Consider the following 22,599-nt stretch of genomic DNA (forward strand, 5'->3'; position numbering starts at 1 on the left):
CTACATTCTTCGGTTTTTTATTTTACAAAAATATAAAAGGAGTGGTAAGTATGATTAAAAATTATGTTAAAGAAAAAGTAAGAGGTGAGTATTTTAATTTTAGTACCTGAGTTAAAAAATTATATTAAAACCTTTTTAAAAGATTAATTTGACGGGAACATTATTATGACAATACAAGGGGGGATTAATTTGAAAAAACTTTTAAAACTAGTTAAAGGAAATAGGTTGTTATATGTTGCGGCAATTGCCTCTATAGCTATATCAACATTTATAGCTATGCTAGAACCTATGGTTATAAAGACTACTATAGATTCTATTATCGGAAATACACCTTTGAATGCATCACCATTTATTGAGAAAATTATAGAGTTTTTTGGTGGTAAAGGAGTGCTTTCTAGAAACTTATGGATATGTTCTTTGTTTCTAATAACACTAACCGTTATAAGAGGGGTTTTCTTATTTTTAAGAGGAAAGCTTGCGGCTAAGGCAGCTGAAAATATTGCTAAAAATATAAGGGTAAAACTTTATGATCATATTCAAAACTTACCCTATGGATATCATGTGAATTCAGAATCAGGAGATTTAATTCAACGTTGTACATCAGATGTAGATACTATTAGAAGATTTTTTGCAGTGCAACTTGTCGATATAGGAAGGGCAGTATTTATAGTAACCTTTGCACTTATAATGATGCTATCACTAAATAAAAAGATGACAGTGATTGCCATGGTAATAGTGCCATTTATATTTATATTTTCATATGTATTCTTTAAAAAGATTAAGCACAATTTTGAAAAGGCTGACGCACAAGAAGGGGTTCTTACATCTGTACTTCAAGAAAACTTAAGTGGCGTTAGAGTGGTAAAAGCTTTTGGAAGGCAAAGTTTTGAAATAGAAAAATATGAAAAACAAAATAGAAAATATAGAGATTTGAATTTTAATTTAGTTAAATTACTTTCTAATTATTGGTCTATATCGGATTTGCTTTGTATGACTCAAATTGGACTCGTTTTAATTGCCGGTATATATTATGCAAATAAAGGTGAGATAAGTCTTGGAACTTTAGTCGTTTTTAATACCTATGAGGGTATGTTACTTTGGCCTGTAAGACAGCTTGGTAGAATTCTTTCAGATATGGGAAAAATGACAGTTTCTCTTAAAAGAATTACAAATATTCTTGAAACACCAGTAGAACAGGAATATGGTAAGGCTTTAAAGCCTGACATCAAGGGTGAGGTAACATTTGAAAATGTGTCATTTAAATATGACAAGGATACTAAAATACTTGAAAATTTAAGTTTTAGTGTTAAAAAAGGTGAAACTATAGCTATAGTTGGACCTACTGGATCAGGAAAGTCATCATTAGTGCATCTTTTATTAAGACTTTATGATTATGACAGTGGTTCTATAAAAATAGATGGCATAGAGCTTAAAGATATTGAAAGAAAATGGGTAAGAAATAATATAGGAATTGTGCTACAAGAGCCTTTTCTTTATGCACGTACTATAAAGGAAAATATTATGATATCTAAATTAGACTCCAGTGATAGGGAAATAGAAAGTGCAGCAACGTCAGCTGCGGTGCATGAAGTTATAAGCTCCTTTGAAAAAGGGTATGATACTGTAGTTGGAGAAAAGGGGGTTACTCTATCTGGAGGACAAAGGCAAAGGGTTGCAATAGCAAGAACTCTTATAAAAAACATGCCTATATTAATATTTGATGACTCCTTAAGTGCAGTAGATGCAGAAACAGACAGGGTAATTAGAGAAGAGTTAAAAAAGAAAAGTAAAGATAACACTACATTTATAATATCTCATAGAATTTCAACAGTTATGGATGCAGATAAAATAATAGTTTTAAATCAAGGAAAGATTGAAGATATGGGAAATCATAAAGAGCTTATAAGTAAGGATGGTATCTATAAAAGAATATGGGACATACAAAATTCATTAGATGCTTTTAGTGAAGATGAAGAAGAGGCTTTAAATGAATAAAAATTTTATTATAGGTAAGTCTTTAGGGAGAGTTATGAAAAAGGCATTAAAGAGTAAAAAGGGGATGATGGAATGGCTAGAATAGATGAAGATAAATCAACACAAAAGCTGGATATTGGAATTTGGCGGAGGTTTTTTAAGTATCTTCTTGAATTCAAAAAAGGACTTATATTTTTAGCAATTTTAATGGTAGGAGTAGCAGGGGTAGATGCTATAATGCCACTTCTTACAAGATATGCTATTGATAATTTTATTGTAGGTAAAAGTTTAGATGGGATAAAGACCTTTGCGATAGTTTATTTTCTTATAGTTGTTTTCCAAGTGCTAAATATAAAACTATTTATAATGCAGGCAGGTAAAATTGAAACTCACCTTGCCTATCATATAAGGAATCTTGGATTCAAAAGGCTTCAACAATTATCATTTTCTTATTATGATAATTCATCTGTAGGATGGCTTATGGCAAGGATGACGTCGGATGTAGCAAAGCTTAGTGAAATTATATCTTGGGGGCTTATAGATATGGTGTGGGCTTTGGTTCTCATGGTATCTTTCATAGGAATAATGCTTTATAATAACGTAAAGCTAACCCTTATAAGTATGTGCGTTGTACCTCCATTATTTTTTATAGGAATGTACTTTCAAAAGAAAATATTAAAATCCTATAGAAGTGTAAGAAAATTAAACTCTCAGTTAACAGCAGATTTTAGTGAGGAGATATCTGGAGCTAAAACTACTAAAACTCTTGTTAGAGAGGAAGAAAACTTAAATGAATTTAAAGAGGATGCTACTAAAATGAGAAATTCCTCTGTAAGAGCAGCTATGTTTTCTGCGTTATTTCTTCCTATTGTTTTATCTATGGGGAGTATAGGTACCGGATTTGCACTATGGTTTGGGGGTAATAGCGTTATAGCTGGAACCTTGTCTTATGGTACCTTTGTAATGTTTATTGCTTATACTATACAGTTTTTTGACCCTGTAAGCCAGCTAGCTGGAACTCTTGCAGAACTTAAAAATGCACAGGCATCAGCAGAAAGAATAATATCTCTTATAGAAACAGAGCCAGATATATGGGATAGAGAAGATGTAATAGAAAAGTATGGAGATTTGTTTGATGCAAAAAAAGAAAACTGGGAAAAGATACATGGAGACATTGAATTTAAAAATGTATGCTTTTCATATAAAAATGGAGAAAAGGTTTTAGAAAATTTTAATTTAAAGGTAAAGCAAGGAGAAACTATTGCCCTTGTTGGGGAAACTGGTTCAGGGAAAAGCACTTTAGTAAATTTATTATGTAGATTTTATGAACCTACAAGTGGTGAAATATTAATTGATGGTAAAGACTATAGAGAAAGGTCTATGTTGTGGCTACAGTCAAATATAGGTTATGTACTTCAAAGTCCACACCTTTTTAGTGGAACTATTAAAGATAATATAATCTATGGAAAGCTTGAAGCTACAGATGAAGAAATTGAAAGAGCATCAAAACTTGTAAATGCTCATAGCTTCATAATGAAGATGGAAAAAGGCTATGATTCAGAGGTTGGAGAGGGTGGAGGAAACCTTTCAACAGGAGAAAAACAACTTATATCCTTTGCAAGAGCAATAGTTGCAAATCCAGCACTGTTTGTACTAGACGAAGCTACCTCATCTATAGATACAGAAACAGAAAGAATGATACAAAACGCTATAGAAAAAGTACTTTCAGATAGAACAAGTTTTGTGGTAGCTCATAGGCTTTCAACCATAGTATCAGCAGACAAGATTCTTGTTATAGGAAAAGGAAAGATAACTGAACATGGAACTCATAGGGAGCTTATAAGGAAAAAGGGTTACTATTATAAGCTTTATACAAATCAGCTTCTTTTGGAAAAGGAAATGGAAAGCAAAACTGTAGTTTCCTAAAAATAAAGGAGTAGCCACTATTTATAAGTGACTACTCCTTTATTAAATGGATTTATGCATTATCTTTTAAGTTTTTATGGTAGCTATTGGATAGGAACTGTATTATAATATTTATTGTCTATAAGATATTGTTTACCATATAATGCATATGAAAGGAAAGGTAAAAACAAAATGTATATTATAATTGTGGGGGCTGGCAAGGTTGGATATACTTTAGCTAAACATCTATCAGAAGAAGGAAATGATGTTATGGTTATTGATAAAAATCCTGAAGTGCTTAAGAAGGCTACTGATAGTCTTGATGTAATGTGTATAAAAGGTAATGGTACAAGAGTTAATGTACTTAAAGAATCTGAGGTAGAAAGAGCCGATGTAATCATTGCTGTTACTGATAGTGATGAGAGGAATGCTCTTTGCTCTTTAGCAGCAAAAAGGCTAGGTGCAAAACATACTATTGCAAGAATTAGAGATCCTGAGTATGCAGAGGAACTTTCAATGTTAAAAGATGAGCTTGGTATTGAGATGATTATAAATCCAGAAAAAGAAGCTGCAATGGAAATTGCAGAGCTTATAAAGTTTCCGTCTGTATCTAGTATAGAAACCTTTGCAAATGGCATGGCTGATTTAGTTAGTTTTAGACTTTTAAATGAGGATATTATTGTGAATAAAGCTATATCTGATATAAATTTAAAAAAGTGTTCTGTGTTATTTTGTGTAGTAGAAAGAAATGATAAGGTTTTAATACCTACAGGTGATTTTGTGCTTAAAGCTAATGATAAAGTTTATGTTATAGGGGATCATTCCAATATAACCTCCTTTTTACAACATCTTGGTAAGTATCAAAAGAGAGTCAAAAATGTAATGATAATAGGTGGCGGAAGGATAAGCTACTATCTTGTTAAATTAATTAATAAAATTGGAGCAAAAATAAAAGTAATAGAAAAAAATTATGATAAATGTGAAGAACTAAATGAATTAATACCAGAGGCTATTATCATCCATGGCGATGGAACAGAAGAAGAGATCTTAGAATCTGAAAATTTAAATGAAACTGATGTATTTATAGCTTTAACTGATAGAGACGAAGAAAATATAGTATCATCTCTTTTTGCTTTAAATGCAAGGGTACATAATGTAATAACCAAGGTAACACGCGTGAATTATAGTAATATAATTAAAAAGGTTGGAGTTGAAAGTGTTATAAGTCCTAAAATGATTACAGCAAATAAAATAATAAAATATGTAAGAGGACTTAACAGTAAAGATGGAAATTTTATTGAAAATTTATATAAGATAGTAGGGGAAAAGGCTGAGGCTTTAGAATTTGTAGCAAGTGCTAATACTAGGTGCAAAAATGTGCCTTTAAAAGATATAAAGATTAAAAAAGGTGTATTAATTGCAGCTATTGTAAGAAATCATAAGATAATAATTCCTGGGGGAAATGATATTATTAAAATTAATGATAGCGTAATTATAGTAACAGAAAGACATAATGTAATGGGAATAAACGATATACTCCTTGAGGGAGGACTCTAATATGAATTACTTAATGGTACTAAAGGTACTTGGAAATGTTATAAAATATGAAGCATTAGTTATGATATTACCCCTTATTGTATCCGTATATTACGGTGGGAGTGATACTAATAGTTTTATTGTAACTATCATAATAATGTTAATTATTGGTGTATTTATGTCTTTAATAAATCCTAAGAAAAAGACATTTTATGCTAAGGATGGGTTTTTAGCTGTTGCTATATGTTGGGTTGCTATATCCATCTTTGGAGCTCTTCCATTTTACATAAGTGGATCAATACCTTCTTTCGTAGATTGTATATTTGAGACGGTATCAGGATTTACAACTACAGGTGCTACTATTTTGCAAGAAGTACAATCCCTACCTAAGGGAATTTTATTTTGGCGGAGTTTTACCCATTGGATAGGTGGTATGGGAATTTTGATATTTACTTTAGCACTTATGCCATCTATTGGGGGAAATACTATACATTTATTAAGAGCAGAAAGTCCAGGTCCCTCTCCAGGTAAGGTTGTTCCTAGGATAAAACAGACCGCGAAGATAATGTATTTAATATATCTTGTTATGACAATAATGCAAATAGTATTACTTTTATTTGCAGGATTAGATTTTTATGATGCCTTAATTCATGCATTTGGTACAGCAGGTACAGGAGGTTTTTCTAGTATGAACAGTAGTGTTGGAGCCTATGATAATGTTTATGTGGAAGTTATTATAACTGTATTTATGTTACTTTTTGGAGTTAATTTCACGGTATATTTTCATCTTATTACAGGAAATATAAAGCAGGCTTTTAAAAATGAAGAGGTAAAGTATTACTTTTTAATAGTATTTGCTGCTATGATTATAATAGCTTTTAATATTAAAGGGTTAAATGGAAATTCCTTAGCTACATCTTTTAGGCAGTCTTCATTTCAAGTTGCTTCAATCGTAACAACTACAGGTTATGCTACAACGAACTTTGATCTTTGGCCCACACTTAGTAAGTCAATTTTAGCACTGCTAATGCTTACAGGATGTTGTGCAGGATCTACTGGTGGAGGAATTAAAACTGTGCGTATAGTGCTTTTATTTAAAGCTATAAAACGGAATATAAATAAAATAATTCACCCTAGAATGGTTAATTCAGTAAAGCTTGACGGCAAGGTAGTTGATGACAAAATTATATCTGAGGTAGGTATATTTATATTTGCATATATGGCAATTATCGTAATAGCAGTGATAATTGTATCTATAGATGGAATGGATTTTGAGAGCACAGTAACATCGGTGTTTGCAACTATGGGTAACATAGGACCAGGGTTTAAAGTTGTGGGACCTATAGGTAACTTTAGTAGCTTTTCATCACTTAGCAAAATAGTCTTTTCATTTTGTATGTTAGCGGGGAGACTTGAAATATATCCAATGTTACTTATATTAAGGCCATCTATGTGGAAAAGTTAGTTATAATAATATAATTTATTTGTGATTAATATTATTTTGGAAAGATAAATACTAATAATAAATATAATGAAAAAATATAAGCGCTACTTTAAGATGAAGTAGTGCTTTTTTTACAAATAAACATGAATGGAATTAAAGGTAAATGGGCGCTTATGAATTATTATGAATGGAAATGGTTGATTTATTTTTATGATAGATGTAATATGTAATTAGGAAGTGATAGAGATGTTAACAGAAGAAAGATATGAATTTATTCTTGAAGAATTAAAGAATAACTCTGTGGTTCATGTTAGTGATTTAGTTATAAAGTTAAATGCATCTGAGTCTACAATTAGGAGAGATTTAAATGCACTTCATAAAGAGGGAAAACTAAATAAGATTCATGGAGGGGCAATGGCCTTAGATAAGGATATTAATACAAGGGAAGATAAGGTTGCTGTAAGGCAAGGACTAAAAACTAATGAAAAGCTTGAAATAGCGAAATATGCAGCATCACTTATAAAGCCTTATGATTTTGTTTATTTAGATGCAGGAACTACTACAGAACTTATGATAGATTTTATAAAGGAAAAAGAAGCTATATTCGTTACAAATGCTATAGGTCATGCTAAAAAGCTTATTCAAAATGATCATAAAACTTATATTTTAGGTGGAGAGGTAAAGGGTATCACAGAGGCCATAGTTGGAATTGAAGCAATTAGCAGCCTAAAGAAATATAATTTTACTAAGGGCTTTTTTGGTGTTAATGGTATATCAATTAAAAGGGGTTATACAACCCCTGATATTAAAGAAGCGTCAGTTAAAGAAGAGGCTCTAAATAGAGCTAGATCAGCATATATACTAGCTGATGATTCTAAATTTGATGAAATTAGTTCTATAACTTTTGGAAATATTTCAAAGGCAAGTATAATTACAACTAAGCTTTTGGATAATAAATACAAAGCTTTAACAGAAATATTGGAGGTGATTACAAAGTGATTTATACTATTACTTTTAATCCAGCTTTAGACTATGTGGTTAGGGTTGATGATTTTAACCTTGGACGTGTGAATAGAACATCTTATGAAGAAATTTATGCAGGTGGTAAGGGCATTAATGTGTCTACTGTTTTAAACAATTTGGAAGTTGAAAGTGTAGCACTTGGATGTATAGCTGGATTTACTGGTGACGAGATAGAAAGAAGAGTGAAATCAAAGGGTGTTCATACAGATTTTATTAAATTAAATAATGGTATGTCAAGAATAAATGTAAAGCTTAAATCTAAGGAAGAATCAGAGATAAATGGAAAAGGTCCTTATATAAGTAAGGAAGAGCTTAATGAATTGTTTAGTAAGCTAGAAGCTATTAAAGAAGGAGATTTTTTAGTTCTTGCAGGAAGCATACCGGATACTCTTCCAAAAGACATTTATGAAACTATAATGGAAAGACTTAATTTGAAAAAAGTAAAATTTATAGTAGATGCAACAGGAGAACTTTTATTAAATGTATTAAAGTATAAGCCATTTTTGATTAAACCAAACCATCATGAACTTTCAGATTTATTTAATATAGAGATTAAAGATGATGAGAAAATAATATATTATGCAAAAAAGCTTCAAGAAATGGGAGCAGAAAATGTACTTGTGTCTAGAGCATCAAAGGGAGCAATATTTATAAAGTCTAATGGAGAAGTTATGAAAAGTGTTGCACCTAAAGGAGACGTGAAAAATTCAGTAGGGGCTGGAGATTCTATGGTAGCAGGATTTATAGCGGGATATTTAAAAAATAAAGACCTAGAGGAAGCTTTCAAAATGGGAGTGGCCACAGGCAGTGCTAGTGCATTTTCAGAAGATCTTGCTAAAAAAGATTTAATAGAAAAATTATTAAATGAGATTATATAAAAATATATATAAAAGGAGGGTAATAAATGAAAATTATTGATTTATTAAATAAAAGTGGTATAGAATTAAACCCTATAATAATAACTAAAAATGAAGCTATAAGTAGATTAGTAGATTTAATGGATGGCAGAGGGATTTTATTAAATAAAGAAGAGTACAAAAATGAAGTGTTAAAAAGGGAAGAGATTAGTACTACTGGTATTGGAGATGGTATTGCAATACCACATGCTAAAACAAAGGCAGTTAAAAAAGCTGGACTTAGTGCTATGGTTATTAAAGATGGGTTAGATTATGATAGCTTAGATGGAGAGAAAGCAAAACTATTTTTCATGATAGCTGCTCCAGAAGGAGAAGATAATATTCATTTAGAAGTTCTTTCAAGGCTTTCTACTATTTTAATGGATGAAGATTTTAGAAATAGTTTAATAGATGCAAAAGATAAGGAAGAATTTTTAAGACTAATAGATTTTAAAGAAAATAACAAAATAACTGAAGAAAAGGACAAAGAAAAAGATAAAATAGAACAAAAAGATGGATATAGAGTATTAGCTGTTACAGCTTGCCCAACTGGTATTGCCCATACATTTATGGCAGCGGAAAGTTTAGAAAATAAGGGTAAAGATATGGACATAACTATAAAGGTTGAAACTAATGGAGCTGGAGGAGCAAAGAATATTCTAACTAAAGATGAAATAGAAAAGGCTGAATGTATAATAATAGCAGCAGATAAGAATGTTGAAATGGCTCGATTTGATGGTAAAAAGGTTATTCAAACTAGAGTTTCAAATGGTATACACAAACCTCAGGAGCTAATAAGTGAGGCCATAAGTGGGAATGTTCCTATTTATCATTATGGTAGTAAAGGTAAAGATGAAGAAGATGTAACAGAAAAAGAAGGTCTAGGTCGTGAGATATATAAACATTTAATGAATGGTGTTTCTCACATGTTACCTTTCGTTATAGGTGGAGGTATATTAATAGCCTTAGCTTTCTTATTTGATGATTATAGTATAGATCCATCAAATTTTGGTTCTAATACACCATTTGCAGAATTTCTAATGAAGGTAGGTGGTACTTCCTTTGGATTTATGCTTCCAGTTTTAGCTGGGTATATTGCTATGAGTATTGGAGATAGGCCAGCTTTAGCAGTAGGGTTTGTTGGTGGTATGCTTGCAAATGAAGGTGGATCAGGTTTCCTTGGAGCGCTTTTAGCAGGTTTTATAGCAGGATATTTAGTAGTAGCATTAAAAAAGGTATTTTCCAAACTTCCAAGTAGCTTAGAGGGTATAAAACCAGTACTTATTTATCCTCTACTTGGTATTTTACTAATAGGAGTAATAATTGTATATGGAATTAATCCTCCACTTTCAGCACTAAATAATGGAATAACAACTATTTTGAATAACATGGGAGAAAGCAGTAAGATAGTTCTTGGAGCAGTTTTAGGGGGAATGATGGCTATAGATATGGGAGGCCCTATAAATAAGGCAGCTTATGTATTTGGAACAGCTTCTCTTGCCAATAACCAATTTCACTTTATGGCTGCAGTAATGATTGGGGGTATGGTGCCTCCACTATCAATAGCTTTATGTACAACTTTCTTTAAGAATAGATTTACAAAAAAAGAAAGACAATCAGGTTTAGTAAATTATATAATGGGTTTATCATTTATAACAGAAGGAGCTATTCCTTTTGCAGCAGCAGATCCTTTAAGAGTAATTCCAGCTTGTGTAATTGGATCAGCAACAGCAGGAGCTTTATCTATGGCTTTTGGGTGTACTTTAAGAGCTCCACATGGTGGAATATTTGTATTACCTGTTATATCTAATCCACTTGGATACTTTATATCCTTGGTTGTAGGCTCAGTTATAGGTATGATAGTTATGGCTATGTTAAAGAAAAAGGTAATAGAATAAAAAAATTAAAATTTGTTTAAAAAGGTGGCATACTAATCTGCCACTTTTTTTATGGAGGACAAGGAATGAAACAAAAGGTGGACGTTTTACAAGATGATATATTTAAACTTTTCTTAAGATATTTAGGTGCAAGCGTTGCATCTACTTTTATGTCATCTATGTATATTTTATTTGATACTATATTCATAGGAAGGGGAATAGGAAGCGAAGGACTTGCAGCTCTTAATATTGCATTACCTGTTTACAATGTAATATTTGCATTAGGGCTACTTTCAGGAGTAGGTGGAGCCACCGTTATGGCTATAAATATAGGACGGAAAAAGTTCCATGTGGTAGATGAAATATTCACTCAATCTATGATAATGGCAATAGTATTTGGAGCACTAATTACTATTTTAGGAAGTGTTTTTATAGACAACCTATGCATATTTCTAGGTGCTACAGAAAGCAATTTTAATTTAGTTAAAGATTATTTAAGTATAATTATAATGTTTAATTTCTCTTTTCTAATAGTAAATGCTTTGTCGGTATTTATAAGAAATGATAACGCACCAAAGCTTGCTATGTGGAGTAGTATTATTGGAACAATTATTAATATAGTTTTAGATGCACTATTTGTTTTAGTATTACACTTAGGTATGAGGGGAGCGGCACTTGCTACTATTTCTGGATCTATTACAAGTTTATTTATATTAATATATTTCCACTTTATAAAAGGTAGAGGTAACTTGAAGTTTGTAAAGACAAATCTTGAAACACATACATTTAAAAGAATATTAAAAAATGGAACCCCAAGCTTTATAATAGAAATTTCATCTGGAATAGTAATATTTGCCTTCAACATAGTGTTAGAAGATATAACCGGAACTATAGGAATATCGGCATACAGCATAATTGCAAACATATCATTAATGTGTGTAGCTATATTTACAGGTATTTGCCAGGCTAGTCAGCCTATAATAAGTACAAACTATGGGGCAAATCAAATGGATAGAGTTAATAAGGTTTTAAAGATGGCAATAACCTTTGCATTATTTGTTGGGGTGGCATTTTTTGCAGTTGGAATGTCTTTCCCAAGACAAATCGTAGAGCTTTTTAATAAAGAAAATTTAGAACTTATGGAGATTACATCAAAGGGAATACAGCTTTACTTTGTAGCTTTTATAATTATGGGAGTAAATATAGTTATGGGAAGTTACTTCCAAGCTATTGAGTACTCTATGATAGCTACAATTACATCCCTTCTTAGAGGAGTAGTATTTATATTACTAGGATTATTTATTTTACCTAATATATTTGCATTAAATGGCGTATGGCTTACAGTACCCTTTGCAGAGGGCTTAGCCTTGATTTTAACACTGGCATTTTATAAAAAATCAAAGGAAAAATAGAAGTTATTCAAAAAAATAATTCTTTCATTATTATAAAAAGATTTAATCTGACCCTCATCAAAATTTGCTAATAGTAGTTGTCTTTTTATGATATCATCAGCTGTAACATGGTGAGCATTTTTCATCATATCATACATAATCATGAAAGTAGTAGTCCTTCCTATACCTTGTTTACAGTGAAAATGAAGCCAGGTATTCTTAGGTTGTGATTTTACAAAACTTACAAAATAATCTACCATATCATCTGTAGGAATCTTACCATCAGTAACAGGGATGCGAATATATGATAGTGATTTAGATGTAACAAGATGATCTTCATCTTCAACTTTTTTTGGAACTATAGTTATATTTTTATGGTTATAATAAGTAATGGGAACGTTTAATTTAATACTATTTAGTCTATTGTATTCATCAAGAATTACTTCGTCCTTTGTTAAACCCATGTTAGCATTATTTTTAGCATTAGCAAAGCTAATGGGCGCTCCGTTAATAAATCCGTGTGATTCTTGCCTAAGGTCAATAATTGTTATAGGCAATGAAGTGCCTATACTGTCTATTACAAGAGGCAAATTGTATTCTGAAAATTGCTTGCTACCAGAAATATTTAATGCATTTAATCCACTAAGATTTAATTCTTTGCTACTTTCGACATTTAACATATTAGTAGATTTACGAAAATGTTTTGGTATACCATAGTAATTTTGTGAGTCCAAAATAAGATTTATATTGTTGTTATCTAAGGATATATGAGAATCTTGTGCAATAGATCTCATCATACTTTCAAATCTCATTTGATTGTTCATCTGAATATATCTATTTAAATTCATCATATTATAAAAATAGGGACAGTTGTACATATATATCCTCCATAGAAAATAGCTTCCACCTTATATTATGAATGAAAAGTTATTTTGATACTGATAATGGTATGGAAGACCATTTATTTGGTCAAAACTTAGTCTTAGATGCAAAAATTGATGAATTTCCTGATTTAAATTCTGTTGAGGATAATACAGATATTATTGTGGTTGGTAAAAAGATTAATCAAGAAGAGCCAACAATTATATATAATCAAGAAGGTCGAATTGATATCTCTTATACTTTGTCTAATTTTTTAATTGAGAAAGTTATAAGTGGAAATTCATTTACTTCAGGAACAGAAATTATAATTTTAGAAAATACAGCATACAATAAAAAGGAAAATTTGACTTATAACATTGCTGGATACGAATTAATGAAAACAAATAACGATTATTTATTGTTTCTAAAAAAATCAGAAACAGATCCATATTATCTAATAACAGGTGTTAATTATGGAAAAGTTCCTTTGCAAAATGAAGGTAACGGTTTAAAGAAATCTTTACAAAATGCAAATTCTGATTATGCTAATTAAGTATTATCAGAATTTGATCATCAAAATTCAATTAGAGAAGAAGCATTAAAAAAATATGCTCCAAGCTTAAAATAGATTTTTTGACTAAATGAAAAATCAAAAATAAATAATATATTAAAATATCGCGTTATTCAGAAATGAATTTGCGATATTTTTTATGCCTCAATAAAAAAGTAATTAGATTCATATAGATATTACAAAGTAAGGAGGTTTGGAAATTGAATAGTAAGGTATTTAAGAATTAGGATCAATATTCATAAATTTATACTTACGTGAATAATATATTAACATAGCTATTTATTAATTGGAGGTTATAATTGGGATACTATGTTAGAGTAGAACCAAATGTAAAAATTTATATAGAGGATCTTAATCCGGAGGGAAAGAATACAATTCTTTTTATACACGGTTGGCCTGGTAGTCATAATTTATTTGAATATCAATTTGACCAGATTCCAAAGAGGGGATATAGGTGCATAGGAATAGATATCAGAGGATTCGGAAACTCGGATAAGCCTTATAGAGGTTATGACTACGATCGATTATCAAACGATGTTAGATGCGTGGTTGATGAGTTAGAATTACATGATTTCACACTTGCAGGACATTCAACTGGAGGAGCTATAGCTATTCGATACATGGCCCGACATAAAGGATACGGAGTATCTAAACTTGCTCTTTTTGCAGCAGCAGCTCCTAGTCTTATCAAGCGCCCAAATTTCCCGTATGGTTTAGAAAAAGAGGACATAATCAAAATTATCCAGGGAACATACACTGATCGTCCTAAAATGTTGCGGGATTTTGGAGATATATTTTTCTTTCAATATATAACAAAACCATTATCTGATTGGCTATTTCAATTGGGGTTACAGGCAGCAGGGTGGGCAACTGCCGAGATTGCAAATACTTGGTTAAATGAAGTGCTATTTTATGATCTAGGAACAATAAATGTCCCAACCTTAATTATTCACGGCATTCATGACAAAGTTGTTCCATTCCAGCTAGGAGAAGTACAAAAACAATGTATTAAAAATGCAAAGCTTGTACCATTTAAATTCAGTGGTCATGGATCATTCTATGATGAGCGAGAAAAATTTAATGAAGAATTGATGAAATTTATTGAAGAATAAAGTTTTTGCAACATAGAATGTTTTAATGAAAATATTAAAAGTTAATAATTCATTTAAATATCGTATTATCTAGAAGTGAATAATACGGTATCTTTTTATGCTTTAAGTTCAATTGGCCTGAACATTTGAAAATTAATAAAAGGGTATGGAAGATATGTTATAATTTACTTAAAATAGATAAATAAATTACAATTTATTTATAAGGAGGAATACAGGTGTTTAAATTCAAAGATTTTGATTACTTAACCGATGGTGAGATCGATTTAAAGATTGAAGAAAAATATCAGCAATTAGGAAAAAATAATAATATTATGAGGTTTATTTATGAAGAAAATTAAAATAATTTTTGGTGTAGTAATAATTTCTATTGTTATAGCAATAACCTTTTTTAGAACTGAAAATACACCGTTGGATAATATGAGTAATTTACCAACTGGCGAATATTTGAGTAGTTCCACATCTCTAGATGGAAGATATGTTATTAGGACATATCTTTGTAATGGCGGTGCAACAGTAGATTATGCAGTGAGAGGCGAATTAATAATAAATAATAAAAATAAGAAGGCAAGAAATATTTATTGGGAATATAAAATTAATGTTTCTGAAATTACTTGGGATAATGATGATACTGTTATAATTAATGGTCATAAGATAAACTTACCTAACGGCAAATATGATTGGAGAGTAGACAAATAGCTTAGAATCATTTGAGGTGTCAGAGGGGTCAAAATTAAAACACTGTTGAATTATTATAAATTTGGTGTATAAAAGATGATTTAATGTTAAAATGAAATTATAATGTATGAAAAAATCATATATTGTATTAAATATAGCTTATAATATTTGTTATAAGAATAAATATTGAAATTAATTATAGAAATTTAGATAAAACATTTATATATACTTAAAGGTAGTGAAATAAATTATTTTATGAAAAGTACTGTATTTTAAAGGTTTTGAAAATTTAAAGTAAAAAGAATTAATTTGAACATTGTAAGGAAAGATAATAGAAAGATACTATCCTTATAGAGAAACGGAGGGAATTAATAATAATGGAAAATAGTGTAAAAGTTATCCCATTAGGCGGACTTGGGGAAATAGGAAAAAATATAACAGCAATTGAGTATAAAGATGAGATAATGGTTATAGATTGTGGAGTATCTTTTCCAGATGAAGATATGTATGGAGTGGATTTAGTCATTCCAGATGTAAAATATTTAGTGGATAATTCTGAAAAGGTAAAGGGTATTTTTTTAACTCATGGACATGAAGATCATATTGGAGCATTACCTTACATTTTAAAACAAATAAACGTACCAGTTTATGGTACAAATTTAACTTTGGGCATAGTTAAAAACAAATTAAAAGAACACAATATACTTTCAGATTGTGATCTTCATGTGGTGGAAGCAGGAGATATAGTTGAATTACAAGATTTAAAGGTAGAATTTATTAGAAATACTCACAGTATAGCAGATTCTTGTTGTATTGCAGTTCATACGCCAGTCGGAGTAATATTCCACACTGGAGACTTTAAAATAGACTTTACACCTATAGATGGTTTGGTTATGGACTTAGAACGTATTTCTGCATTAGGTAAGCAAGGAGTGTTATTGCTTTTGGCTGATAGTACTAATGTGGAACGTGCAGGTCACACCATTTCAGAAAAGGCAATAGGTGATACATTAACTAGAATATTATCTAATGCTAAGGGAAGAGTTATAGTAGCGACCTTTGCTTCAAATATACACAGGATGCAGCAGATAGTAAATGCATCTATTAAATTCGGTAGAAAAGTAGCTTTTAGTGGAAGAAGTATGGAAAATATTTCAGAGCTTGCTATGGAACTTGGATATTTACACATACCAGAAGGTCAAGTAATAACTTTAGATCAAATGAAAAAGTATCCTAATGAGCAAGTAACAATAATAACTACAGGAAGCCAAGGAGAACCTATGGCAGCTCTTACTAGAATAGCTTTTGGTACTCATAGAAAGATTGAAATTGAACCAAAAGATTTATTTATTATTTCAGCTTCACCTATTCCTGGTAATGTTAAAATGATAAATAAAGTTATAAATCAATTATTTAAAAAGGGTGCTGGGGTAATTTACGAAGATTTAGAAGAGGTACATGTATCAGGTCATGCATATAGAGATGAACTAAAATTAATTCATGCTTTGATTCGACCTAAGTACTTTATGCCTGTACACGGTGAATATAGACATTTAAGACATCATACAAAGCTAGCTCAAGGCCTTGGGATGGATGAGAAAAACACATTTATTTTAGAAACAGGAGAAGTTTTAGAAGTTTCTAAAAAAGAGGCTAAGATCTCAGGAAAGGTACACACAGGGTCTGTATTTGTAGACGGCCTTGGAGTTGGAGATGTAGGTAATGTAGTTCTTAGAGATAGAAAATATTTATCTCAAGATGGTATGCTTACAATAGTTGTAACTATAGAAAAAGAATCCTTCAGTATAATTGCAGGTCCAGATATAATAACAAGAGGATTTGTATATGTAAAGGAGTCAGATGCCTTAATTAATGAAGCTAAAGAAATTGCTAGAAGAGAACTTGAAAATTGCCTTGATAATAAGGTAGTTGAGTGGTATATCCTAAAAGTAAATATGAAAAAGGCTGTAGAAAAGTTTTTATATGAAAAGACAAAAAGAAGACCGATAATTTTACCTATTATTATGGAAATATAGAGACTAGAAAAGTTAAATTTAATTCAAGTAAACCCCATCAAATTAATTTGGTGGGGTTTTGTTAAGAAGGTACTTCTTGATTTATAATTTTTATATCTAAAAAGCTAGCTTAAAGGAGCAATAGGTATTTTTTTAAAGACATCCTCATTTAAATGTTAGTAAACTTAGATTACCCCATAAAAGGGCAGGATACAATGGTTGTCATAAATGTATTAGGATGGTATGCTTTATAAGTATTTAGTCGAAACCTATTAAGGGCGAGAATTTTGCCTATAATAGGGTTTTTATTATTTTATGGGGGTTATATAAAAATGAAGGTTAATAATATAAGGTTACGTCAAGAAGTCTTTACTAATGATGCATGGAAGATTATTGACTGGCTGGAGGATGAAGAAGTGGTCGAATATTTAAATGAAGGACAAAACGTCTGTAAAAGTATTAAACAAGTAATACATAATACTAATATGCCAATCCTTACTCATTTATTTAATAATGATGGTAGCTTTTTCATGGTAACTACAAAAAAAGATGAACCTATTGGTTTTTTGAGACTTGTTCCAAAGCCTAGTGGAGCAGAAATGGTAATAGTAATTGGTGATAGAGAAAAGTGGGGTCAAGGACTTGGACCTGAAGCTATTTTTGAAGGATTAAAACACGCATTTTTTAATTGGAGAGTAGATGAGGTAATCGCCAAAATAAGCTACGAAAATAAAAGATCCACAAAAGCTTTCAAGAAAATAGGGTTTACAAAAGATAAAGAATTTTCAAAGCAAATTCAGTATACTCTTTCTATGGAAGAATTTTTGAAGATAGCAGCATAATTAAATCAAAACACCTTATAGATGCACTTCTTTATTTGTGTATCCTATAGGGTGTTTTTTGCAATAAAAAGCTACCTTTTATATAACGTGTATGATTATAGAAACTATTAGTGTAAAAGCTGCTATTCTATGAATCTTAAGCCAAGTGCCTGTATACTTTTTATTTATATATGCACCATAAATACCGAGTCCACCTATAAATATCAATTTATTATTTAGGTTTTAACTTTACTAGGCAGTGTTTTATGTCTGAAATATTATCTTCAATTAACCCATGGACATTTTCAGCTATTTTATCCCCCTCATTTACAGTTAAATCTCCATCTACAGATATTTCAATGTCAGCATATACTTTATTTCCAAAGTATCTAGTCTTTAAGTTAACAATATTAATAACTCCAGGAACATTAGAGGCTATATATTCAATCTGTCTTACAATATTATCTTCTGCAGAGTGGTCCACTAGCTCATTTATGGATTTTAAGTAATATTCTATACCAATTTTTATAATTAAAAAACTTACGAGAAGTCCTGCAATAGGGTCTAAAATTTTCAATCCCATTCTTGCACCTAATATACCTAAGAATGTACCTATAGAGGATAATGCATCAGAACGATGGTGCCAAGCGTCCGTTTCCATGGCAACACTTTTTATTTTCTTTGCTATCTTTATTGTATACCAATACATAAGTTCTTTTACAAATATAGAAACTGCAGCAGCAATTAATGCTATTTTACCAGGGTAATTTAGATTTCCTGATATTAAGTCCATTAAGGCCTTATAGCCTATAGAGACTCCAGTGAATATTAATATAAAACTCATAATTTTTGCAAATATGGGCTCGAATTTTTCATGACCATATGGATGGGTTGTATCCGCTGCTTTACTTGATACTTTAAGACCGATTATAACCATAACTGTTGTTAATATGTCAGCAAGACTATGAACAGCATCGGCTAGCATTGCGCTACTTTTGCCGACAAAAGCTGCTAGCATTTTAAATATACAAAGAACTATATTTACTAAAATAGTGATTAAGGAGGCTCTTGTTCCAAGTTTAGCATTTTCCAATTAATTCACTCCTAATTGATAATTTTATATACTCACATTATATGATAGAACCCTTAAAATGAGACATATGATATGTAATAATGGGTACAAGTTATTATCAAATGATAATGAAACTACTGTGGGAAACATTCATAATTATAAGATATATATTTTCTAGTATGTTTTTTGAAAAATAGCTGAAACTATATAAAAAGGAGGAGATTTTATGAAAAGGCTAAATACAGATGGTAAAGGTGTAGTTAGAATAGGACGTTATACAAGAAATGCTGTGAAAAGTTTTGAAAACAACATAGTACAAGAAGTAGATTATTTAGACAAAGTAAACAAGAATTTAAATTTTGAAGGTAAATCAGATAATAATGTTAAATAATATGTTAGGGTAATTATTAATGGATGTTATATTTTAAAATAGCATAAAAGTTATAGGTGGAAGTTTCTACCTATAACTTTTTATGTTTTAATATAGCTTCTGATTTTAAACATGATAGAATAAATATTTCAAAAGAATTAATCACACTTTATATTAGAGTTAGATAATATAGTATAAAGGCGCCTATGTTAAATTTAGGTTTAGCTGTGACCTTTTATGGAGGTGAGTTTATGGAGATAATGGTAGATGTTAAAGATATTAATAAGGACTTTTACACTTTAGAAGGTGAATTAAATGTGCTTAAAAATATAAATTTTTCTGTAGAAAAAGGTAAGATTTTGGCTATATTAGGGCCGTCAGGTTGTGGTAAATCAACACTTCTTAATATATTAAGCGGTCTTTTAAAACCAAACTTTGGAGAAGTTTATATTAAGGGTAAAATAGGTTATATGTTTCAAAGAGATCATCTTTTAGAGTGGAGAACTATAATGGATAATATAACTATTGGACTTGAGATACAAAAAAAGCTAGATAATAACCATAAAAAAAGGATAGAAGGTCTTTTAAAAAATTATGGGCTTTGGGAATTTAGAAATAGGTACCCAAAAGAGCTGTCTGGAGGAATGAGGCAAAGAGTAGCTTTAATTAGGACTCTTGCGGTGGATCCAGATATTTTGCTTTTAGATGAAGCTTTTTCCTCCCTTGACTATCAAACTAGGCTTTTAGTTAGCGATGATATATATAAAATTATAAAAAATGAGAAGAAGACTACAATATTAGTTACACATGATATATCTGAAGCAATATCCATGGCAGATTTTGTAGGGGTACTGTCTAGAAGGCCTTCAACCATAAAGTCTATACATGATATTAAGCTTACAGTTGAAGGGGATAAAACTCCTTTATCTGCAAGGAAGGCACCGGAGTTTAAGGATTATTTTGATGTTTTATGGAAGGAGCTAGATATTTATGAAAAATAAAGATTTGAGCCCTTATGAAAGCTTTTTGAAGGATAAAAAAAGACAAAAAAGAATGATTTTATTTTGGCAAATTTTTATTCTTATAATATGTCTATTAATTTGGGAAGTCCTGGCAAAGGTTAATGTAATAGATACTTTTTTATTTAGTAAACCAAGTGATATATATTTGCTTTTTCTAAAATACGTAAAAACTGGTGAGCTATTTAAACATATAGGGATCTCGGTACTAGAAACTGTATTTGGATTTACTATAGGGACCATACTCGGAATTTTAATAGCTATAATGCTTTGGTGGTCTGAAACTGCATCTAAAATTTTAGATCCATTTTTAGTTGTTTTAAATGCATTACCCAAAACTGCACTGGCACCTATTCTTATAGTATGGGTTGGGGCTGGTATAAAAGGTATAGTAGTAATTGCAATAACAATTTCATTAGTTACAACTATTTTATCTGCATATAATCATTTCATAAATGCAGATGAGGAAAAGATTAAAATGCTAAAAAGCTTTGGAGCTACAAAAGGTCAAATACTAAGAAAGCTTATATTACCTTCAAACATTGGAAATATAATAAATATAGTAAAGATAAATATAGGAATGTCCTGGGTTGGGGTTATAGTTGGAGAGTTTTTAGTATCTAGGTATGGTATAGGATATTTGATTGTATATGGTGGACAGGTATTTAAATTAGATTTGGTTATGATGGGTGTTGTAGTTTTAGCAATTTGTGCTTTGATTATGTATCAAGTTGTAAATGTAATAGAAAAGTTATATAAACAAAAAAGAAATTAACTAAGTTACAATAAAATATTAAAAGGTTTATATTATAAAAAAGTGGTGGTGACATTATGAAAATTATTAAAAAGATAGCATTGGCTTTGCCATTTACATTAGCAATAGCAATAACAATAACACTTACATCTTGCACTAAAAAAGATGAGATAACTAAAATAAAGGTTGCGGAAGTTACTCATTCTGTTTTTTATGCACCACAGTATGTAGCTATTAATGAAGGCTTTTTTGAAGAGGAAGGGTTAAAAGTAGAACTTATGTCAGCTCAAGGTGCAGATAAAACCATGGCTGCTCTAGTTTCAGGAGAGTCACAAATAGGACTTATGGGGCCGGAAGCTTCTATATATATCTATAATAAAAAGAGTAAAGATTATGCTATAAACTTTGCGCAAGTTACTAAAAGAGATGGAAGCTTTTTAGTTGGAAGAGAAGATAAAAAGGACTTTAAGCTTGAAGAATTAAAAGGAAAAGAAGTAATTGGGGGAAGAAAAGGCGGAATGCCTGAAATGACATTAGAGTATGTTATAAAAGATAAGGGGCTTAAGGTAGGGGAAAATACTAAAGAAGGAGAAGTAAATGTAAGAACTGATGTACAATTTAATGTAATGAGTGGAGTATTTATAGCGGGTGAAGGTGATTATGTAACGTTATTTGAGCCAGCGGCCACAGCTGTAGAAAAGGAAAATAAGGGATATATATTAGCTTCTATAGGAGAATTATCAGGAGAGATACCTTATACAGCATACTGTGTAACTAATAATTATATGGAAAAGAATCCAGAAGTAATTCAAAAGTTCACAAATGCTATATACAAAGGACAACTATATGTTAAAAATCATAGTGAAGAAGACATAGCAAAATCTATAGCACCATTTTTTACTGATATTAGCATGGATGACCTAATAAAGGTAGTTAAAAGATACAAGTCTGTAGATGCTTGGTGTGAAGATCCTATATTAAAAGAGGAAAGCTTAAATAAGTTAATGGATGTAATGGACACAGCAGGAGAACTTGATAAAAGGGCTCCCTATGATAAGATTGTTAATACAAAATATGCAAAAGAATCTATAAAAAATATTAAAAAGTAGATAACACATTTTTTAAGAGATAGAAAACTCAGATTTCTATCTCTTTTTTTGCAGCTAGTAAAGGTGTTTTGTTCTAAATAAAAGATAGAATTGTAGTATTTCTTAGGAAATAAAATTTGTAGATTGAGTTTTGTAATTTTAAAAAACATTAAAATAAAAGATAAATATAGGATA

Annotated in this window: 19 protein-coding genes and 1 pseudogene; 18 read left to right on the forward strand and 2 right to left on the reverse strand. The window is 30.5% G+C overall.

Translation table 11 applies throughout. From position 1 onward, the window contains the following. Positions 1 to 189: 189 nt before the first annotated feature. From BV55_RS0109675 to BV55_RS0109715, 8 genes are all read left to right on the forward strand, one after another. Positions 190 to 1,995, forward strand: a complete 1,806-nt coding sequence (locus BV55_RS0109675; protein ID WP_242850873.1) for an ABC transporter ATP-binding protein — start codon at positions 190 to 192, stop codon at positions 1,993 to 1,995. A gap of 72 nt (positions 1,996 to 2,067) precedes the next feature. Further along, the gene (locus tag BV55_RS0109685) at positions 2,068 to 3,900 is read left to right on the forward strand and encodes an ABC transporter ATP-binding protein (protein WP_029452628.1); all 1,833 of its coding nucleotides are present in this window, start codon (positions 2,068 to 2,070) and stop codon (positions 3,898 to 3,900) included. Positions 3,901 to 4,071: 171 nt separating this feature from the next. Further along, positions 4,072 to 5,436: a Trk system potassium transporter TrkA gene (trkA, locus tag BV55_RS0109690; RefSeq protein ID WP_029452629.1), complete on the forward strand. Its 1,365-nt coding sequence runs from the start codon at positions 4,072 to 4,074 to the stop codon at positions 5,434 to 5,436. A 1-nt stretch (position 5,437) separates the two neighbouring features. Then, positions 5,438 to 6,880 (forward strand): TrkH family potassium uptake protein, encoded by a 1,443-nt coding sequence (locus BV55_RS0109695; protein ID WP_029452630.1) that lies wholly within the window; start codon positions 5,438 to 5,440, stop codon positions 6,878 to 6,880. Positions 6,881 to 7,105: 225 nt separating this feature from the next. Next, positions 7,106 to 7,858 (forward strand): DeoR/GlpR family DNA-binding transcription regulator, encoded by a 753-nt coding sequence (locus BV55_RS0109700; RefSeq protein ID WP_029452631.1) that lies wholly within the window; start codon positions 7,106 to 7,108, stop codon positions 7,856 to 7,858. Next, a complete protein-coding gene (gene pfkB, locus BV55_RS0109705) occupies positions 7,855 to 8,760 on the forward strand; it encodes a 1-phosphofructokinase (RefSeq protein WP_029452632.1) in 906 nt (301 codons plus the stop codon). Before BV55_RS0109700 ends, pfkB begins: the two co-directional genes overlap by 4 nt. 26 nt (positions 8,761 to 8,786) lie before the next feature. Continuing rightward, positions 8,787 to 10,676: a PTS fructose transporter subunit IIABC gene (locus BV55_RS0109710; RefSeq protein ID WP_029452633.1), complete on the forward strand. Its 1,890-nt coding sequence runs from the start codon at positions 8,787 to 8,789 to the stop codon at positions 10,674 to 10,676. A 65-nt stretch (positions 10,677 to 10,741) separates the two neighbouring features. Continuing rightward, the gene (locus tag BV55_RS0109715) at positions 10,742 to 12,067 is read left to right on the forward strand and encodes an MATE family efflux transporter (RefSeq protein WP_029452634.1); all 1,326 of its coding nucleotides are present in this window, start codon (positions 10,742 to 10,744) and stop codon (positions 12,065 to 12,067) included. Here BV55_RS0109715 and BV55_RS0109720 read toward each other — a convergent pair. After that, positions 12,064 to 12,804: pseudogene (locus BV55_RS0109720) on the reverse strand (fused DSP-PTPase phosphatase/NAD kinase-like protein); the annotation flags it as partial. The gene BV55_RS0109715 and the pseudogene BV55_RS0109720 overlap by 4 nt on opposite strands. A 161-nt stretch (positions 12,805 to 12,965) precedes the next feature. On the opposite strand from BV55_RS0109720, the gene BV55_RS0109725 reads away from it, so the two are divergent. The 6 genes from BV55_RS0109725 to BV55_RS0109750 all read left to right on the forward strand — a co-directional run bounded on the left by BV55_RS0109725 (position 12,966) and on the right by BV55_RS0109750 (position 18,122). Next, complete coding sequence (locus tag BV55_RS0109725; RefSeq protein ID WP_029452636.1) at positions 12,966 to 13,460, forward strand: hypothetical protein; 495 nt, start codon at positions 12,966 to 12,968, stop codon at positions 13,458 to 13,460. Positions 13,461 to 13,777: 317 nt separating this feature from the next. After that, positions 13,778 to 14,590 carry an alpha/beta fold hydrolase gene (locus tag BV55_RS0109730; protein ID WP_029452637.1) on the forward strand — a complete coding sequence of 271 codons (813 nt, stop codon included), beginning with the start codon at positions 13,778 to 13,780 and terminating at the stop codon, positions 14,588 to 14,590. A 215-nt stretch (positions 14,591 to 14,805) separates the two neighbouring features. After that, entirely contained in the window at positions 14,806 to 14,928 is a 123-nt protein-coding gene (locus BV55_RS15895) for a hypothetical protein (RefSeq protein ID WP_278246643.1), read from the forward strand. Further along, positions 14,915 to 15,286, forward strand: a complete 372-nt coding sequence (locus BV55_RS0109740) for a DUF5412 family protein (protein WP_035794347.1) — start codon at positions 14,915 to 14,917, stop codon at positions 15,284 to 15,286. The genes BV55_RS15895 and BV55_RS0109740 overlap by 14 nt, the downstream gene beginning before the upstream one ends. A 356-nt stretch (positions 15,287 to 15,642) precedes the next feature. After that, entirely contained in the window at positions 15,643 to 17,301 is a 1,659-nt protein-coding gene (locus BV55_RS0109745; RefSeq protein ID WP_029452639.1) for a ribonuclease J, read from the forward strand. Positions 17,302 to 17,612: 311 nt separating this feature from the next. Further along, positions 17,613 to 18,122, forward strand: a complete 510-nt coding sequence (locus tag BV55_RS0109750) for a GNAT family N-acetyltransferase (RefSeq protein ID WP_029452640.1) — start codon at positions 17,613 to 17,615, stop codon at positions 18,120 to 18,122. Positions 18,123 to 18,333: 211 nt separating this feature from the next. Here BV55_RS0109750 and BV55_RS0109755 read toward each other — a convergent pair whose 3' ends face one another. After that, complete coding sequence (locus BV55_RS0109755) at positions 18,334 to 19,194, reverse strand: cation diffusion facilitator family transporter (RefSeq protein ID WP_029452641.1); 861 nt, start codon at positions 19,192 to 19,194, stop codon at positions 18,334 to 18,336. A 205-nt stretch (positions 19,195 to 19,399) separates the two neighbouring features. On the opposite strand from BV55_RS0109755, the gene BV55_RS15705 reads away from it, so the two are divergent. The 4 genes from BV55_RS15705 (at position 19,400) to BV55_RS0109775 (ending at position 22,425) form a co-directional block, all read left to right on the forward strand. Beyond that, positions 19,400 to 19,564 (forward strand): hypothetical protein, encoded by a 165-nt coding sequence (locus tag BV55_RS15705; RefSeq protein WP_198023212.1) that lies wholly within the window; start codon positions 19,400 to 19,402, stop codon positions 19,562 to 19,564. 230 nt (positions 19,565 to 19,794) lie between these two features. Further along, positions 19,795 to 20,544 (forward strand): ABC transporter ATP-binding protein, encoded by a 750-nt coding sequence (locus BV55_RS0109765; RefSeq protein WP_029452642.1) that lies wholly within the window; start codon positions 19,795 to 19,797, stop codon positions 20,542 to 20,544. Further along, positions 20,534 to 21,337, forward strand: coding sequence for an ABC transporter permease (locus tag BV55_RS0109770; protein WP_029452643.1), 804 nt, complete (start codon positions 20,534 to 20,536; stop codon positions 21,335 to 21,337). Before BV55_RS0109765 ends, BV55_RS0109770 begins: the two co-directional genes overlap by 11 nt. A 56-nt stretch (positions 21,338 to 21,393) precedes the next feature. After that, positions 21,394 to 22,425 (forward strand): ABC transporter substrate-binding protein, encoded by a 1,032-nt coding sequence (locus BV55_RS0109775; RefSeq protein ID WP_035794354.1) that lies wholly within the window; start codon positions 21,394 to 21,396, stop codon positions 22,423 to 22,425. The last annotated feature ends 174 nt before the right edge of the window (positions 22,426 to 22,599 follow it).

It is taken from the genome of Clostridium algidicarnis, from assembly GCF_000703125.1.
Taxonomy (GTDB): Bacteria; Bacillota; Clostridia; order Clostridiales; family Clostridiaceae; genus Clostridium_L; species Clostridium_L algidicarnis.